Below are 16,868 nucleotides of genomic sequence, written 5' to 3' on the forward strand. Positions count from 1 at the left end.
GGCTCATCGGGACTGCTCAGGTAGCTTGCCCTTCCCAAAATTTACGGCGACGCGCTCCACCACTGTACGGCCATGTTGCGGGACGGCTTGTGCCACCGCTACATAGCAATTGGTTTCACAGCCGCATTCAGGGCATTCTATGGACATGTTCAAATAATAGTTTTTTGCATTTTTGTGTACTGCAAGTAGGTACACAAAAATGCTATACACGCAAATTATGAATATAGCTGTACGAAAGAAGAACTATGTCCCGGATGTACGCCCCTATCTAGGGCAAGCCCTAGATTTGATTGCCAATAAGTGGCTCGTTGCCGATCTTTACGTTCTTTTAGTCTAACTGAAAATTTATTGAAATTAAATAAGTTTTCCCTCAGTTTGGTAGTCTGAATACAGCCTTCTGCCTAATAGTATGACCTTAACACCTGACCCGATGGAAACCCTCAAACGAAATGCCATGAACCTCATACTATGGGTTATGGCTTTAGGTGGAGCGATCGCTACGCTGCTTCATCTACTTGAGGGCAAAGCTCATATTATTTCATTAATACTTCCCCCCATGACAGTTGTCGTTTGCCTGAGTCTCTTGCTATATCTCAATAGATATCCTCAGGCTATCTATCTGACTATAAAGATCGCTTTGGGGTGGGTTGGTTTTATTATCTTATTCCCAGAATATTTTTTTGTAATTGAAGCCTTAGTAAATCCTGAGAAGAAGTTAGTTGATATTTTGCCACCGATTACTTCAGGAATTTTTCTCCTCACGACAGGCATGGTTGTTTTCTTGCGATCGCGCAGTTTAGCTAGACAAGCGTTTTGGCTTTGGATAGTTACTGCAGCCCCTGTTGTGAGCTACCTAATATTTCACCCCCAAGAATTACAAACACCTAGAGGCATGGATCTAATGCTCGCGCTCGCACCTGCGATGGCAATTAATCTATCCTTAATTCTATTTTACGTGCGGCTACAGGATGCTATTGATAAACTGCACATTGAGCGATTGCATCTTACAGAAGTTTCAGAGAAAGATGCGCTCACTAAAGCTTTTAATCGAGGAGCTGGAGAGCGCATATTGCAAACCCTTATAGATAAACCAGCCCAGAAGATTGGTATTATTCTATGCGATATCGATCGCTTTAAACGAATTAACGATACATACGGTCATTTATTGGGCGATCGCGTGCTTCAGCTATTTGCTCAATCTTGTCAAGCTAACTTGCGCAAGCAGGATACTCTGATTCGGTGGGGTGGGGAGGAATTCCTGATCGTGGTGTCGGGAGATGATGAGCTAGAGCTAGAACAATTGGCAGAACGTTTGCGGCAGGTCATCGCCGAGTTGCAAATACCCGAAGTGGGGAAAATCACCGCTTCATTTGGGATTGCCTCCCTAAGATCGCAGGAAAATATTATCGATCTATTCGCGCGGGCAGATCGGGCACTCTATCAAGCTAAAGGGCTAGGCAGAGATCGAGTAGTTCGATCGTAAACATAGCCGTAGACAGATCTGTTAGGACAGGGGGTGTGGGGGCTGCGCCCCCACGCAGGGGTTCCACCCCTGCACCCCGTCCTAAGCCTATTGGCTATAGCTATACTAAATTTATGTTAAAAGTGGGCAATATTTAGTTAGGAATCCTACCACATAATTTTGCAGGGAGAATAACGTATGTTGAATATGAGCGATCCTGGTCTTCAGACCGAGATGCAAACTGGGCTTCAGGAATTGATCGAATTGCAAGGGGCGCTAGTCGTAGCACTGGGGAATTGGCGAACTGGACAATGCTTTGCGCAGAAAGGGATAGACAGTCCCTTATTCCCAAACTCCAAAATCGGATTGGCTGTGGAAGGCAATGCTAAAGTCATTCAGGCAAAGATGCAGGTGTCCCAGGCATTAAAATTTCAAGATAAAATCGATCAAATCTTAATTGCTCTTTCTACTCAGTGGCACCTTATGAAGGTTCTGTCCGCAGATGGCTATTTTATCTATATAGCTCTAGAACGTGCATCCTCTAATATGGCAGTTGCTGGGTTCAAGTTAATGCAGCTTGACAAGAAGATATCGCCACTGCTCAACTCAAACTAGGATAGCAAACCTGCCATCTTCCTTCTACTATGTATCAATGCTGATGGCAATTTGCTTGGGAGATAGATATGGATACGGAATTTTTCCTTCCTGCTCTAACTTCTTGTTTCTTTCATCAATTTCTGCTGCGATCGCATTGAGTTTTGCAATAAACGCAGCATGAATCTCGGGAAAGAAATTCTCCTCTAACGGTAAGTTAGATAAAGGATGCAGAGAAGGAGTTGAGAGGAAATTGGAGAAAAAGACTTGGAAGTGAGCAGTTGCAAAGCTTTGCAAGGAACTCAAAATGTATTCCATAGTAATATCACCCTCAGTGTCGGGCATGCCCTTAAACATAACATTGGGACGACCGGGGACGTATCCCAGGTATTGATACTGGGAGAAATTGATCGCCGAATGTTGGGCGCTGGCAAGGAAGATAATGTTGGTGAGCGCGTTCGCAAGCAAGGCGCGGGTTGTAATAGTAGCAGGGAAGCCAGGTACTGCTGCCTTTTTGGGATCTGCGGTTTCGGCAGCCCAAGCCTGGATATCCTTATCTGCTGCTACAGCAGCGTCGTTTGCATATACAGTTTCTACGACATTACCAACATACTCAGATAAGGCATTCCAAATCTTGAACCCATCGTCGCGGAAGAAGAAATCTTCTACCCCATCCGAGCCGCGTTCGTCGAATCCTCGTTCTAAAAGCTGTTGGGGGAAACTCATCCCGAAAAAGTCCCATCGTCTCCATGCCTTCAGCACTAGCTGTAACCCTCCTGCGGTACCTGTGGCAAAGGTGCGATCGGTAAATGGAACGACTTTGGAGATCAGAGTTTGACGAGCTAGATAGTTAATCCCGATTGTCTCTTGTAAGTGAGGTTTCAGAAGCTTGGCTATAGGGTGCTCCGTGGGCAGGGCATTGTGATGGCTGATGGCAAAGGGTTCTACCGCCAGATGCGTCAAGCCTAAATGAACGACAAACTGGTGAAATTGATCGTCAGCGCAGGCTGTATGAATCTTAGCGAACAGATATCTATGCGGATGCGGAGAGCTAGGGGTGTAAACTTCATTTTGGCGGTCTTTATAACGGGTTAGCTGTATGCCGACCATATTCAGGCGAGACTTCCCACCTTCTAGTAGTTCTCGGAATACCAACACAAAGGGAGCGTAAAACACCTTACCTTGCAGTTGGGGAACGTCCTCTATATCGGCGTAATCCAGCATGAACAAGCGCTTTTCCGCGATCAACTCGGGAATTGTTTTCCCTTGAGCGGTCAGACTGAGCATATCCTTCGGGATCGCCGCTGCGTCTTTGCAAAGGGTAATGTACATCGGGTTTACCCCTTGAATCATTTGGCGACAGAATTCGACATCATCTTGCCAAATTTTGGGGATTTGGATGGGAGAGGTAATCCATTTATCATAATATGCTGTCCAGGGATCTCCGCCTGCTTGAACGGTTTGCTGCAACCTTTGAAAAAATCCGATCTCGGAATAAACATACTCGGCAATCCGCTTGGCAAATAATCCCAACTTTTCGGGAGGAAGTTCCTGTGTAGGCGGTAAACCCTTAACCAGGGGAGGGAATTCTTCTAGGGGTAGATCGGGTGCATCCGTACGACGGGGATATTTCAGATATTCATACTTTTGTGCTTCTCCCAATGCCTGCTGCTGCATTATTAGTAGAGCCTGGTTTTTGATATCTTCCAGTACTTGCTGCAAGAAAGCGATCGCTTCTTCCTGCTCCATTTCTTTTGTGGGTGGAAGTTTCTTTCCCGAGTCAAGCGTTAGCAGTAAAGAGATGGTGACCTCTCCTCGATCTACACCCTGGAGCTTGAGAGTTTTTCTCGCTGACTGCCCGGACACCAGATCGTGGATATCAACTTCGGCATGACCCATAAAATCATCCCTACCGAGTTTTGCATCCCAAACGCTCAACTGGAGCTTACCTTCAGTAGTTTTGACATCAAAAGAGAACTTCTCTTGCCATAGTGGATCGAAGGTGTTAAGGCAGACCTTTGATTTTTGTGGTTTCCCTTCATCAAAAACAATTACGACGTAAGGATCGGTAAAGAACAAACTAGTTTTGATCAGATCGATCCCGTTAATCAGATCGACTTCTAGTTTTCCTATATTTGGATGGAAATAGCTATCTAGAAAAGCGATCGCTTCGGTGTAGGCTTGTTCCTGAGCGCTGGCGATCGTGCCAGCAAAAGCTTGACTGACATCAACTACAGCCGACCAATGGACGACAGTTTCCGTGTCACTTTTGGCAGACATTTCTACCGTGGTCAGGATGCTCTTCAGTGTGGGTATAGAAGGTTTTGCTTCCACCAGGGAATACTGCAATACGTGTTTCTGGTCGTCGCGAACTTCGAGACGCTCTTTGTATTCTCGTCCCGTGAGAGTTTTAAAAGAGCGCACAGCTCCTACTTCGTCTTTGCCAGGCGGTTCGAGTTGCATCCATTCATAAATGTGCCACCACTTCATGTTTTCTGCACCAAATGGTTTGAATAGCTCCCATACCTTATCAATTGGTGCTCGGACGATACCCGTGACATTTGCGCCACTGCTCATGATATTTCTCCGTAATTTGTGCTAATTTTGGTTGTCAAATTTCGATTTAAACCATGCAAGCCGTGCATTGAAAATCTGCTCGATTTCTGTTTTGACTTGCTGGGGATCCTTGCCTTCAACTGGGATGAAGACATTGTCATAGTTTACCCGTGTAGTAGTTGCATTTATCTCAGTCAGCTTAACCGTACCCCTGTAAAGGCTCACGGGCATCCCACTCTGAGTCACCTGGTAGACTAACGTACGCTCGGCATCGTCAGCGTATACGAGTTGCTCTTCCACAACATTATTATTTGGGAAGATAACCTGCCTCCCACCCACAGGAATCATTTTGACATCTGTGGCGTACTGAACCCATGAAACATCTTCCCAATTGCCAATCACACTCCATAGCTTAGCGGCTGGGCAGTTAACCTCAAGCTCAAAAGCACATCTCAAACCATCCCTCTGAAGCACGAAATTATTAATTTCATCAATCCGCTGCGGTTGTGCCGAGTTAGCCATAACCTGGAGGATCTGAGTTCGCTCTTCCGGAGTCTTACCCTGTAGGGCAAAGTCAATAGTCAGCGTTACTTCTGCACCCTTTTCTGCCTCATAAACCCTGGCAGTAGCCTCATAGAACGAAAAGACTGAATTGGGTTCCGGTATATTGATTTTCCAAATATATTTTTCGGTATCGTAAACGATGAGGGTTTCCCTTGTTACAGAACCTTTATACTCAAATCGAATAGTAGCTCCTACACCATTAGTTGGCTTGCCATTGTCAGTTTCCAGGGTTGTGTCTGGATGTCCGCTGAGAGCTTGCTGTAAGGTGAGATAGTCTTCAAAAGCAGACCAAAATTGCTTTGCTGATAGTGAGGTTGGGTTAATACTCGTGCGAGAGAGGCGCTTCCCAGAAGCTAGGTACTCAACTTCAACAGGGCTGAAGAATAAAGGCATGATAATTTCTCCTTATATTATAACTTTAACAATGTTGTTCCCTATGCTGAAGTCGAGCTAATGATAACCTCAGCTATTTTCTTCGCTACTGCTTGACTGTGCCAGTAGCTGTCGTGTGCCGTGCCGCCTTGCACTAAAGCTAGTGGATTCTGACTAATTAATCTAAACAAGAGGCTGGTATTACGAGTGATGATATCTTCCACTTCAATAAACTCACCGCTGCTATCGACCAGATCGGGTAGTAAGGGCGCGATGGGGAAGGCGATCGGATCGCCTGGATTCACAAAATTACACCAGCGTAATTTCTTGCCGCCGCGTTCTTCTTTGAGCCTGGATAATAGTTCCTCTAAGTGAGGAGTGATGTCATGGGTCGATCCATCTACATTCATCAGATAGAACAAAACAATTGGCGAACCCATTGTATAAACGCTGGCTAAGCGTATACCTTCATGCCGATTAGATCCCATGCCAAAAATTGCATTCCTGACTGTTTCAATGAAGGCATGACCGGGTGCATCCTCTTCATCCCAACGATCGGAAAATAACGCATCGAATAGAATAATCGTACCCCAACTGTGGGTGACCAGGTGCAATCGGTCTTCTTTTGCGTTGCATTTTGTGAGGGCTTGTATTGCCTGCTCGCTAATGGCCTTTATTACGGCAGACCCCATGTGACGGCTGATATAGAGAGCAGCGTCACCGACAAAGCGCAGCATCGGCCCCTCGCGAAATTTTCTAAACCATACCCTGTCCCAGACCGGAGACTTTTGTATTTGCTTCAACAGGCGATCGTCAGCTTTTTCTCCTATGTCACCCCAGTAGAGAGGAACGAATCTAACTGTGCGATTGGGTTCTAAATGCTGTTTGAGCATTTGAGTCATTTCATCGGCGTAGTTGGGTTGAACTCCCTCATCACGGGTATTCAAGCCGTGGATGAATATAATATAGTCGGTTGCCATATTAGCGTCTCGTGTTTATTTCAGAAGGAATCTATTGATTGTCTACCTGAAAATTCAAACTCAGCAAAACAGTCTGAAAGATGCAATTTCAACTCTCATTTAAGACTGATGTCTTTCTCTCCTGAGCGTTAGGAATGCGATTTCAGAGACAAGAGTGAAATATCGCAATCAAATCTCTGGCTTTATAGCGCTTTTCAATTGAGAAAGGGATTTAGTTTATGGGGTGAAGTGGTTCCACCCTTTCTTGGGGGCAACGCCCCCACCCCCCCTTCTATTTTTCATCTAAAAACCGCTATAGTAAAAAAGCCTGCTTAGGCATCATCAACCTGCTTGAAAGATATCTAGAGCGTGTAGGGACTAGATGTTGTCACTGTATAGATTTACAAAATAACATTAAGTATTTTGCATTGTAATTTTTTACAAATATTTCTTACAAAGATCTTACACACCTATTCTAATTTCTTACACAGCCCCCTATCATACTAAGCATAAATCTCCCAGATAAATATTATTCTGACAAAATCTTAACTATGTCTTTAGATATCTCTTTTACCTTTATAACTTTTATAAATTTACAATTTGATTCTTCAACTACGATTTTGAAGCACAACTTAAACGTAGCTCGTGTTACCAAATTGTGTCAATGGTAAAAAGTGTGAAAATGTGTGATCCTTGTGCGATCCTTGTGTGACCTAATGTTGACCTGGTTATATCCCCACTGTCGCATTGAATCTTGCCACGTAGACACTGGTGTGTTTCCCATATCTATACTTGATGGTGGTTTACTACGATCGAGTGCTTCGATCTAACTCTATCCCGATGCGTTTTTATACAATGATGCCACGTATTGTTCGTAGCCGTTGTAGATTAGCGTACGCCGTCTTTCACCCGTACCTAGCATGTGCTCTGTGGATTGAGACCAACGGGGATGCGGCACGTTGGGATTGACATTAGCCTGAAAGTCATACTCGTTACTGACCAGCGTGTTCCAGAAAGTAGCTGGTTGCGTATCCGTGAACTCAATGCGATCGATTGACTTGATACTCTTAAATCCATACTTCCACGGCACGACCAGGCGGATTGGCGCGCCATGCTGCTTGGGTAGTTCGTGCCCGTAGATACCCACAACCAGTAAGGTAAGCTCGTTCATGGCTTCCGCCATCGTCAAGCCCTCCGTGTACGGCCAGGGATAGCTTTGCAAATCCTGGCGCGGTACCTCCTTGGGGCGAAAGAATGTCGTCATTTTCACAAACTTTGCCTGCGGCTTTGGTTCGACTAGATCGATTAATGCTTTCATCGGAAACCCAATCCAGGGAACCGCCATTGCCCAAGTTTCTACACAACGATGTCGGTAGAGGCGCTCTTCGATAGGCATTTTGCGAATCAGATCCTCGATCGCAATTTTCTGTGGTTTTGCCACCAAACCGGATATTTCAACCGTCCAGGGCGAAGTTTGCCATCCGTCAACGTACCGCCAAACCTCCTTGCCGCCGCTGAATTCGTAAAAGTTGTTGTATGTAGCAGCAACATACTCCTCCGTCAGGGGGCGATCGAGGCTAAAGCGAGGGTTACGGGTGGCGCTAATTGGCTGGAGATTTGCTTGCTTCAAGTTTTGCTGTACTGCCTCTTTTCTCTCAGTGCCTGAGGTACAGCCAGAGATGAGGGTCACAGCACCAATGCTTGCTAGACCCAGCTTTTGCACGAATCTACGACGATTCATAAACACCGACTCTGGCGTAGCTTCATTTTCTGGGATAAACCAGTCGGGCAGAATTTTGAACAAAACCATAGGTAAAAACCGGCGATCGCTAATTCTAGTATGCCTGCAAAGCAGCCAATTATCGCGTTTTTCAATTGAGAACAGGTTTTATTGATGGGGTGAAGGGGTAGAACCCCTTCTTGGGGGCAACGCCCCCAACCCCCCTACTCTTTCCGATCTGAAAACCGCTATATCGCCGTATTATTTTAATGGAAAAGTCTGCGTTGGCGATGTGTAGGAAATGTCACTGCGATCGACCCAGCCAACTTTGCCATTCCAAGAGACTTTTTGCCAAGATACCCCACGAGCCTGCAAGCGCGTAACAAGCACGTTAGAACTTGAGAAAGTTGTATTGAGATCGAGCCGAACGCGCAGCGGTGAAGATGTATTGGATGGCAATCGATCGCGCATTTGCTCTGGTTCCTCAACTAGATCCACTACCTCACGAGCATACAAAGACTGAATCACTTCTCCCTTCGCCTCAGGAGTTTTACGCATAACTACGCAATCCCCTACAGTCCAGGCAATTCCTTTCCCCACAAAAACTTCTCGTTCGGGATGCCAAACTGAAACGGGCTTCCCATCTTGATACATCACACCTAGATCGTAGATCCGACTCCAGCGATCCAAATCTCTGACTCCGGCATAAACGGCTTTGACTCGATCTGGCTTCATCAACAGCAACACTGTTTCGCTAGAAGTATCATCGCCAGCATAAAACACAAAATCTAAACTACCATCAGGATCTAAGTAACGTGCTTCACTAATATTGTGAACCCAATAGGTTGATAGATTATTACCAATTTTGTATTCAAATATGGTCGATCGCTTTCCCTGTCGTTCCAATTGGAAATTCACAAACACGTTCTTTGTCACCCGTTCGGACTTCGGACTTGTTGGGCATTGCTGTCGCTCGATAACCGGGCGATCGAACTGTGTTTTATAAATTTTCTCAAGTCCAGGTGCGTCCCGATCGAAGTCCATCATCAGAACTAGTTCTGGAGCAGCAGAGTTCGATCTTTGCGCGGTCGTGGATGGAGCGATCGCAAGTGCTGCACAACTAACTGAAACAATGCCTAAAACTGCGATTGTTGATTTCATAAAAAGCTATTGTATAGTTGAGTCATCAATTTAAATATGTGGAAGTGAGGTAAATATGCGCCATCTTTCAGGTTGTTGGCAGTATATCAGTCCGGTTGCGATCGCTAGCATTCTAGTGGCTTCCCCCCCAGCCTTTGCCGATCGAGAGAAATTTACAACTGTAAGCGAGTTGGATCGTTCCCAGACTCAAGCTAATGGTGTAGTTATTATGCCTACTCGTAATAGTTGCGTTCAGGAGTATCCCTCTGCACCCATAAAGGGCGATCGCGCCATGACTCGCAGTGAGGTAGCAGTTGGTTTGAATAATTGTTTGGATGACACCTACAAGCGTTATACCAATGGCGCGGCAAATCTTGCACCTAAAGACGATCTGACCAATCTGCAACAGCGACAGGAGCAACAACAGCAAGAAATGACTGGATTGCAAAAGCGGATCGGCGAACTGGAAAGTCAGTCACAGCAATTGGAGCCACAGCAGTTTACGGTGACGACCAAGCTATCGGGGCAAATTGGGTTTAGCCTCAGCACCACTCGCTAAGAAAAAATCCATTGACTTAGGGGTAGGTTTGGCTACAAGTTGTTGATTTTATCAATAGCGCTCTGGCAAAACCTTCCCCTACATGCAGGGCGCACACTTATCCGAATTCTGAACCATTAGAATGTTATTGTGCCGATTCATAAGGACATTTGAATAATGATTGCGATCGCGCCTCCTTCTTCCCAAAGCGAAATTATCTACCCCTCTAGTGACGGCGAACCCGTGGCGGAAACCTACGACCATCTCTATGCTTTGCTGACGACCTTAGAAGTACTAAAACAACACCTGCAAGCACAAAAGGCAACAGTATTGGCTAACCAATTTCTTTATTATGCCCAGGGCTTCCCCAAACTGCGTGTCGCTCCTGATGTCATGGTTATCTTTGATGTAGAACCAGGCGGACGGGACAATTACAAAATTTGGGAGGAAGGACAAGTACCTAAAGTGATTTTTGAGATGACCTCCAAGGGTACGCAGTCGCAGGACAGCGAATTTAAGAAAGACTTGTACGAGCGCATAGAAGTACAGGAATACTGGTTGTTCGATCCCAGGGGGGACTGGCTGGAGCCACAACTACAGGGGTATAGCTTGCAAGGCGATACCTACGTCCCCATTACCAATGGGCAAAGCGCCATACTGGGACTGCGTCTGGAAGTCGAAGATAAACTCATCGCATTTTACCAACTGGATACGGGCGCAAGGCTATTGTTACCTGGCGAACTAGCAAAAACTCTACAAGCAGAAATAAAACGACGTATGGAAGCAGAAATCCTTGCCGAGCAAGAACGCCAACGCGCCGAGCAAGAACGCCAACGCGCGGATGATTTGGAGGCTCTACTGGCTAAGTACCGATCGCAGTTTGGAGATTTATAGCAATTTGCACTTTTATCCATTCCAAAACTATTTATGCGATTAATCTCTCTCAGGCTGGAAAATTTCCGCCAGCATAAATCGACGGAAGTGCATTTCCCTAGCGGCTTGACGGGTATCCTGGGTGCCAATGGGTCGGGCAAGAGCACGATTCTCGAAGCGATCGCCTGGGTGCTGTATGGCAACCAGGCAGGCGTAACCAGAGGCGAGACAGATACGTTGATCTGGCGATTGGCTCCTGGCAAAAGTAGCGCGATCGCGGAGTTGACCTTTGCATTTAACGGGCAGACCTATACAGTTAAGCGATCGCAATCCAGCAGCAAAAGTACGGCAGAATTACGCCACGACGGCAAAACGATTGCGAATTCGATTAAATCCGTCAATGAGAAGCTAACTCAACTTTTGGGCATGACCCATCAGGAATTTTTTAATAGCTACTTTACAGGGCAGAAGGATCTCAATTTCCTCGGTGCCATCAAAGGAGCCACAGAACGGGAACGCTTCATTGCTAAAATGCTGGGCTACGAGCGACTCAGCGAGGTACAGGGGGCAGCCGGTAAAAGCGGTACGTTACGCGATCGCAAGCGGCAACAGGAACGTCAGGTAGATATGCTAGCTGGCAGTCGCGGCGATTTAGAGGCGATCGCTGCGAAGATTAAGTCACAACAAGCGGGTTTAGCAGACGCACAAACTCAACTCGAACAATCCAATCGGGTTCTGATCGCCGCCGTAGATCGCAAGCAGGGTTTGGAACCGCAACTAATGGAATTAGAGCGCGATCGCGATCGATTTCAGAGTCTCGATCGCCAGCGTCAAGTGCAGCAGGCAAATCTGGAGCAAATTAACCGACAGATTGCACAATTAAGTCAAGAGAGAGAACATCTCGCCGCTGATGCTCGGAGATACAACGAGCTTAGCTTAGAGGTGGCAGGTTACGAGCAGATGCAGGCGCAAGAGAAGCAACTCGCAGAATTAAAGCAGTCGGCTGCCAGGAAGGGAGAATTACAATCGCGGTTAGCAAAGTTGGCAGCAGAAATCTCTGATTTACACGCGCAATTAGAGCAACTAGAAAATATTCCAACATCCTTGCAAGAGCTGCAAGCAGCGATCGCAACTTTCCAAACTCAGCACCAAATCACAGCCAGCGAAATCCAAACCCAGACCCTAGCTTGGCAGGAGGAACAAGCAGATCTGCGAGCAAGAATAAAAGCCGAACGACAAAATCTCAAGCAGGTCGAATCCCAAAAAGGGGCGATCGCTCTGGCAGGTCATGAAGGCATCTGCCCCACTTGCGAACGCCCCCTGCATGAAGAATACGATACGGTTATAGAGCGCTTTCATACTCAGATTAGTCACACGCAGTCGCATATCAGCGCATGGCAATCTCAGTTAGATATTTTGCAATCGCCACCCGATCGCCTATCACAATTACAAGCTGCACAAATTCAGCTCGATCGAGATATATCTCAGGCGCAGGCGCAGGAAAAGCAACTGATGGCAGATTTAGCCAAACAGCAGGTGCTGGAGCAAAATCTCATTGACAAGCAAACAGAGTCATCCCACCTAAACTCAGAGATTCAGAATATTCCCGATAGCTTTGACTCTACTGCTTACGGGCAACTCGTACAGGAGTTGCAACGCCTCAAGCCCAAGTACGAAGACTGGTTGCGTTCCGCTAACGCACCGCAAAGGCTCAGTCAAATTGATATCCAACTAGCGGATCGAGAACAGGAGAAAATTAGGATTTCGGAAGCGATCGCTCAAATCGATTGCGACCTTGCCGCTCTCAACTTTATCGAGTCAGAATATCAACAGGTTAAAGCAGCGATCGCTACAGTCACAGAAGAGTTAGATACAGCCCGCCAAAATTTCGCCCTTGCCCAACAACAAGTCGTCCTGGCAACCCGAGATTTGGAAGTGTCGCAACAACAGGAAGTGGAGTTTCATCAGAAAGATCGCGAATATCAAGCTGCCAAACAGGAACTCATCCTGCTTGACGAACTAGATCGAGCCTTTACCGATCTGCGCCAATATCTCACCGAGCAAATTCGCCCGCAACTGGCTGACAGTGCCAGTATATTCCTCAATCAACTCACCGACGGTCGATATAATGCCATTGAAATCGATTCTAAATACAATGTTGTGGTGTTGGATGACGGCGATCGTAAGCCCGTGATTTCCGGGGGTGAAGAAGATATCGTGAATCTCTGCTTGCGCCTAGCAATTTCGCAAATGATTACCGAACGTAGCGGACAGCCATTCTCTTTATTAGTTTTAGATGAAGTATTTGGTTCGCTGGATGATGGGCGACGAGATAATGTCTTGGGGTTATTACATGCTCTGGAGCAACATTTCGAGCAAGTATTGATTATTACCCACATCGAATCAACTAAAGAAAGCCTCAACCATACAATTCGCCTGGAATTCGATTCTCAGCAGCAATGTTCGCGACTAGTTTCTTGATATATTGCTCCGGCAATGAAAAAGAAAGCATAGGATAATAGAAGTAAAGGCACAAGGAGGTTTGACATGGATAAACCAGATGGCCGACACCTATCGATAGAGACGCAAAATTACCTTCGACAGCAAGCGATCCGGTTGCGAGAACAAGGGAAACGAGTATGTGATATTAGTGAGTACCTGGGGATTCATCGTAACACGATTACGGAGTGGTGGTGGGCGTATCAAGATTACGGAGAAGCAGCCCTGTTTCAGCAACGACGAGGACGAGAGGTAGGGGAAGGGCGCAGTTTAAGTGCCTCAGAGGAAACAACGATTGAAGAAATGCTGCGGGGACACAGCCCGGAGGAATACCAGATCGAGAGCGCCTTGTGGAGTAGACGAGCCGTAAAAGCCTTAATCGAGCAAGAATTAGGTGTGGAGATGCCAATCCGCACAGTGGGGGAATACCTCAAACGATGGGGCTACAGCCCCCAGAAGCCGATCGAACGTGCCTATGAGCAAGACCCCGCTGCCGTGAAACACTGGTTACAGGAAGAATATCCCGCGATTGAGCAACGGGCACAAGCAGAAGGTGCCGAAATCGAGTGGGGAGATGAATCGGGACTCAGTTCTGATGAGTATGGAGGGCGAGGTTATGCACCCAAGGGGCATCCCCCTGAAATTCGTCCTAGTAAACGCGAGCGGACACGGTTGAATTTCATTGCTAGCATCAGTAATCAAGGCACGATTCAATTTATGCTTTACACCTGTACCTTGACAGCCCCAGTATTTATTGAATTTCTGCAACGGTTGATTGACAAGCGTTCAAGCAAACTGTTTTGGATCGTGGATCGCCATCCCGTCCATCGAGAGCGCCCCGTGCAGCAATGGTTAGAACAGCACTCCCAGGAGATCGAGTTGTTTTATTTGCCTTCCTATGCGCCGCAGTTGAATCCAGTAGAGTATTTCAATGGTGATGTGAAACAGGGAGTTCACGCCAAACCTCTGACGCGAAACCTGGGTCAATTAAAACGGGTGCGATCGGAATTTTGTGTATCGAGCCTCTGAAACAGCGTAAATACGTACTTCAGGACTCAATTTACACAAAAATCTGAACACTCTCAATTAAAACATAGATTGCTATCTCAACTGCAGAAATTGCAGAGATTGCCTGCCCACATTAGGAGTTACTTTAAGCATCCATCTATTATTTATGCTGCTCTATAGATTGCATTCTATTTTATTGCCAAGGCAATAGCTATAGCCAGTAGGCTTAGGACGAGGTGCAAGGGTGGAACCCTTGCTTGGGGGCAACGCCCCACCCCCCCTGCCTCTTCCGATCTGAAAACCGCTATAACTGATATGGCTCAGATGACTTTTGGGTAGAATAATTTAATCGTTAAAGTCACCAATAAAAATAGAATGCAGCACGATCCAGCTACTATATTTTCTTGGATTTTAGGCGATACGAATACAATAAATCCTTGCCCTTTAATCAAAGCAGAGAAGCTGGAAACGCAAAACGGCATGAGATATAACCTGAAAGTTTGCCAAGGGTCTCTTTCTCCAATTTTACCAGAAGAAACACTTAGCACCAGACCCGTACCGATTACAGCACTTATCCCAACTGAATTAGTCCATATTTTAGGTGAAGGATCGAAATAGAAGAAAACTACGACAACATACCAAATTAAATAACACCAGAGGATCGCTTTACCTAATTTGATTTTACAAAGATATTGAATTAACCACATCATATAAGTTCAATAACTCTTTGTTCAATGGTTGGTGTTGCTTTCATCGTTTTGCCTTTTTACCTATCCTCTGACTTAATCCTAACCTGGCTGCAAAATCCTGCGATCGCCTTCCCATTTTAAGGGATTTGCAGCGATGTATTGCCTGATGTTATGCAAAATCGATCCCTTATCCGGGAATGCTATGCCCCCATTCCTTGAGATAAGGATAGACCGCGATCGCCCGCAGTTGTCCCCAGCGACTCCAGGTACAGGTGGCGATTAAAATCCAGATGCGGCGATCGTTAATTGCGGCTAGGGATGCCGTCTTGAGAAATATAGCGGTTTTCACTGCGATCGTCGAAACGAAATAAGCGTATATCCTGGTAGTAGAGGTAGGCGAGTTTGTCACCAGTGAAGAAGCAATGACCCAAATGAAACCTTGGCGCGAACCTGCCCCAAAATAGAGATTTATGTTGAAGATATTGAGATAGATATCAATAGGAATTAATGACAAAGTCTCGATTAACTCGCGATCGCTGGTTTTGGATAATTGCAGCAGTTGGCTTTGCCTGTATCTTTTTAGGGATCTTGTTCTTTGCCTATAATGGCAAGCTACCGTCGATTTTGACCCAAAACGATAAGCCCGCTCATTTAATTTTATATGGCATGGCTACTTTTTTAGGGCATAAGGCCCTGAATTGCCGACATATCAAGATTTACGATCGTTCTCTGCCCCTGTTTCCCAGTCTGTTTACGCTACTTGCGATCGCGGAAGAACTGGCACAAGCTTTTTCCCCCAACCGTAGTTTGGATGCGATCGATTTAGTCGCCGATTTTATTGGCATCGCGATCGGTTATTGGTTGGCAGAACGGGGTAGGCCAAGAACCTGAATTAAAAACTCCAGGCAATCAGGAACGACCCCGCAATATAGGCAAATGCCTCGATTAACCCTGCCCCTAGATTAGGGATATCCTGATGCACGATCTCGTTAGAAATTTTTACCCCAGGCACCAGAATAATATCTGCTAATAAACGAATGCCTGCCAGCAAAATTAACCCTAATGGAATTGCTAACCCGTACAAAGCAAAGCTAATCGTCCAATTCTCAAATTCTGGGTAGTAGGCAGCGCGTACTACATTACCCACCGCGACGATGATGCCAGCGATCGCCACTCCCGCTGCCGGATTATTCCGCTTTTGAATTTCTGCAAATACGTCATAGGTGGCAATCCATGAATACACGGCACTGACCGATACGATTGCTGCAAGTCCTAAGCCCCAACAGGTTAAGCCCACCAACCACGTGCCGCTACTACCGCCCAGGGCAGTACTCAAAATCAGACCATTACCCACATGGCAGCTAGCCTCTAACATTGCCGCACCAACATTTTGCTCCTCGCGGATTTCTCTGGCACAATCGCAGCGTTTCAGGATGAGAAAATCGCAAACCCATGCCCCAGCCAGCATGAGCAAGATCGCGATCGCGCCATAGCTGACAAGAGTTTGTAAAGTTGGCAAAATATCCTGCCAAACTCCTGTAGATTTAGTCAGCACGCCACCCAGGGCAATCGTGATGCCGAGATAATAGCCTACCAGGGCGATCGCCACCGCCGGATTATCCCGTACAAACAGTTCGCGGTTTAGCTCCATGCGCCGAAATAGCTTTTGATAGGCAAACTGCCCGACCCAAAAAAGCATAAACCCCACCACGATTTCTAGTAAAACCAAGGGGGTACGACCTAGTTCTTGTATTACTCGTTCCATAGGGCGATGAAATAATAGCCCGAATGTTTAATCGTGTGGGCGAAGTGGGTAAGCTAAAAGAAATCATAAATTCAATAGCACTGCCTAACAAGCCCCTAAGTAAATCTAAGGGATTATTGAAAAATTTGC

The 16,868-nt window shown here is 46.2% G+C and carries 16 protein-coding genes; 8 read left to right on the plus strand and 8 right to left on the minus strand.

Features of this window, described 5'->3' with window-relative positions; genetic code table 11:
- Positions 1–3: 3 nt before the first annotated feature.
- A complete protein-coding gene (locus PSE6802_RS34680; protein ID WP_156815450.1) occupies positions 4–147 on the minus strand; it encodes a hypothetical protein in 144 nt (47 codons plus the stop codon).
- Positions 148–409: 262 nt separating this feature from the next.
- Between PSE6802_RS34680 and PSE6802_RS0107030 the strand changes: the two genes are divergently transcribed.
- A complete protein-coding gene (locus PSE6802_RS0107030) occupies positions 410–1,483 on the plus strand; it encodes a GGDEF domain-containing protein (RefSeq protein WP_202950692.1) in 1,074 nt (357 codons plus the stop codon).
- Positions 1,484–1,660: 177 nt separating this feature from the next.
- A complete protein-coding gene (locus PSE6802_RS0107035) occupies positions 1,661–2,077 on the plus strand; it encodes a hypothetical protein (RefSeq protein WP_019499347.1) in 417 nt (138 codons plus the stop codon).
- Positions 2,078–2,104: 27 nt separating this feature from the next.
- Here PSE6802_RS0107035 and PSE6802_RS0107040 read toward each other — a convergent pair whose 3' ends face one another.
- From PSE6802_RS0107040 to PSE6802_RS0107060, 5 genes are all read right to left on the minus strand, one after another.
- Positions 2,105–4,633, minus strand: a complete 2,529-nt coding sequence (locus PSE6802_RS0107040) for a lipoxygenase family protein (RefSeq protein ID WP_019499348.1) — start codon at positions 4,631–4,633, stop codon at positions 2,105–2,107.
- 21 nt (positions 4,634–4,654) lie between these two features.
- On the minus strand, positions 4,655–5,569 hold the full coding sequence (locus PSE6802_RS0107045; protein WP_019499349.1) for an SRPBCC family protein: 915 nt from the start codon (positions 5,567–5,569) through the stop codon (positions 4,655–4,657).
- 41 nt (positions 5,570–5,610) lie between these two features.
- Positions 5,611–6,528, minus strand: a complete 918-nt coding sequence (locus PSE6802_RS0107050; RefSeq protein WP_019499350.1) for a hypothetical protein — start codon at positions 6,526–6,528, stop codon at positions 5,611–5,613.
- 811 nt (positions 6,529–7,339) lie between these two features.
- Entirely contained in the window at positions 7,340–8,317 is a 978-nt protein-coding gene (msrP, locus tag PSE6802_RS0107055) for a protein-methionine-sulfoxide reductase catalytic subunit MsrP (protein ID WP_019499351.1), read from the minus strand.
- A 171-nt stretch (positions 8,318–8,488) separates the two neighbouring features.
- A complete protein-coding gene (locus tag PSE6802_RS0107060) occupies positions 8,489–9,388 on the minus strand; it encodes a hypothetical protein (protein ID WP_019499352.1) in 900 nt (299 codons plus the stop codon).
- 55 nt (positions 9,389–9,443) lie between these two features.
- Between PSE6802_RS0107060 and PSE6802_RS0107065 the strand changes: the two genes are divergently transcribed.
- From PSE6802_RS0107065 to PSE6802_RS33225, 5 genes are all read left to right on the plus strand, one after another.
- Entirely contained in the window at positions 9,444–9,926 is a 483-nt protein-coding gene (locus PSE6802_RS0107065) for a hypothetical protein (RefSeq protein ID WP_019499353.1), read from the plus strand.
- A 156-nt stretch (positions 9,927–10,082) separates the two neighbouring features.
- Positions 10,083–10,799: a Uma2 family endonuclease gene (locus PSE6802_RS0107070; RefSeq protein WP_019499354.1), complete on the plus strand. Its 717-nt coding sequence runs from the start codon at positions 10,083–10,085 to the stop codon at positions 10,797–10,799.
- Between the two features lie 33 nt (positions 10,800–10,832).
- A complete protein-coding gene (locus PSE6802_RS0107075; RefSeq protein WP_019499355.1) occupies positions 10,833–13,259 on the plus strand; it encodes an AAA family ATPase in 2,427 nt (808 codons plus the stop codon).
- Positions 13,260–13,325: 66 nt separating this feature from the next.
- A complete protein-coding gene (locus PSE6802_RS28100; protein ID WP_019499356.1) occupies positions 13,326–14,306 on the plus strand; it encodes an IS630 family transposase in 981 nt (326 codons plus the stop codon).
- A 354-nt stretch (positions 14,307–14,660) separates the two neighbouring features.
- The gene (locus PSE6802_RS33225; RefSeq protein WP_156815451.1) at positions 14,661–14,903 is read left to right on the plus strand and encodes a hypothetical protein; all 243 of its coding nucleotides are present in this window, start codon (positions 14,661–14,663) and stop codon (positions 14,901–14,903) included.
- A 258-nt stretch (positions 14,904–15,161) separates the two neighbouring features.
- Here PSE6802_RS33225 and PSE6802_RS34230 read toward each other — a convergent pair whose 3' ends face one another.
- A complete protein-coding gene (locus PSE6802_RS34230; RefSeq protein WP_019499358.1) occupies positions 15,162–15,488 on the minus strand; it encodes an adenosylcobinamide-GDP ribazoletransferase in 327 nt (108 codons plus the stop codon).
- Between PSE6802_RS34230 and PSE6802_RS0107095 the strand changes: the two genes are divergently transcribed.
- A complete protein-coding gene (locus tag PSE6802_RS0107095; RefSeq protein ID WP_019499359.1) occupies positions 15,482–15,865 on the plus strand; it encodes a VanZ family protein in 384 nt (127 codons plus the stop codon). The genes PSE6802_RS34230 and PSE6802_RS0107095 overlap by 7 nt on opposite strands.
- Position 15,866: 1 nt before the next feature.
- On the opposite strand, the gene PSE6802_RS0107100 is transcribed toward PSE6802_RS0107095, so the two are convergent.
- Entirely contained in the window at positions 15,867–16,739 is an 873-nt protein-coding gene (locus PSE6802_RS0107100; RefSeq protein ID WP_019499360.1) for a DUF350 domain-containing protein, read from the minus strand.
- Positions 16,740–16,868 lie beyond the last annotated feature (129 nt).

The organism is Pseudanabaena sp. PCC 6802, from assembly GCF_000332175.1.
GTDB lineage: Bacteria > Cyanobacteriota > Cyanobacteriia > Pseudanabaenales > Pseudanabaenaceae > PCC-6802.

What these genes read in the sequence shown, in the direction of transcription:
- PSE6802_RS0107065 (WP_019499353.1), top strand. Translation starts at nt 9,444, where the DNA reads ATGCGCCATCTTTCAGGTTGTTGGCAGTATATCAGTCCGGTTGCGATC.
- msrP (WP_019499351.1), bottom strand. Translation starts at nt 8,317, where the DNA reads ATGGTTTTGTTCAAAATTCTGCCCGACTGGTTTATCCCAGAAAATGAA.
- PSE6802_RS34680 (WP_156815450.1), bottom strand. Translation starts at nt 147, where the DNA reads ATGTCCATAGAATGCCCTGAATGCGGCTGTGAAACCAATTGCTATGTA.
- PSE6802_RS0107070 (WP_019499354.1), top strand. Translation starts at nt 10,083, where the DNA reads ATGATTGCGATCGCGCCTCCTTCTTCCCAAAGCGAAATTATCTACCCC.
- PSE6802_RS28100 (WP_019499356.1), top strand. Translation starts at nt 13,326, where the DNA reads ATGGATAAACCAGATGGCCGACACCTATCGATAGAGACGCAAAATTAC.
- PSE6802_RS0107075 (WP_019499355.1), top strand. Translation starts at nt 10,833, where the DNA reads ATGCGATTAATCTCTCTCAGGCTGGAAAATTTCCGCCAGCATAAATCG.
- PSE6802_RS33225 (WP_156815451.1), top strand. Translation starts at nt 14,661, where the DNA reads ATGCAGCACGATCCAGCTACTATATTTTCTTGGATTTTAGGCGATACG.
- PSE6802_RS0107050 (WP_019499350.1), bottom strand. Translation starts at nt 6,528, where the DNA reads ATGGCAACCGACTATATTATATTCATCCACGGCTTGAATACCCGTGAT.
- PSE6802_RS0107040 (WP_019499348.1), bottom strand. Translation starts at nt 4,633, where the DNA reads ATGAGCAGTGGCGCAAATGTCACGGGTATCGTCCGAGCACCAATTGAT.
- PSE6802_RS0107045 (WP_019499349.1), bottom strand. Translation starts at nt 5,569, where the DNA reads ATGCCTTTATTCTTCAGCCCTGTTGAAGTTGAGTACCTAGCTTCTGGG.
- PSE6802_RS0107100 (WP_019499360.1), bottom strand. Translation starts at nt 16,739, where the DNA reads ATGGAACGAGTAATACAAGAACTAGGTCGTACCCCCTTGGTTTTACTA.
- PSE6802_RS0107095 (WP_019499359.1), top strand. Translation starts at nt 15,482, where the DNA reads ATGACAAAGTCTCGATTAACTCGCGATCGCTGGTTTTGGATAATTGCA.
- PSE6802_RS0107030 (WP_202950692.1), top strand. Translation starts at nt 410, where the DNA reads ATGACCTTAACACCTGACCCGATGGAAACCCTCAAACGAAATGCCATG.
- PSE6802_RS0107060 (WP_019499352.1), bottom strand. Translation starts at nt 9,388, where the DNA reads ATGAAATCAACAATCGCAGTTTTAGGCATTGTTTCAGTTAGTTGTGCA.
- PSE6802_RS0107035 (WP_019499347.1), top strand. Translation starts at nt 1,661, where the DNA reads ATGTTGAATATGAGCGATCCTGGTCTTCAGACCGAGATGCAAACTGGG.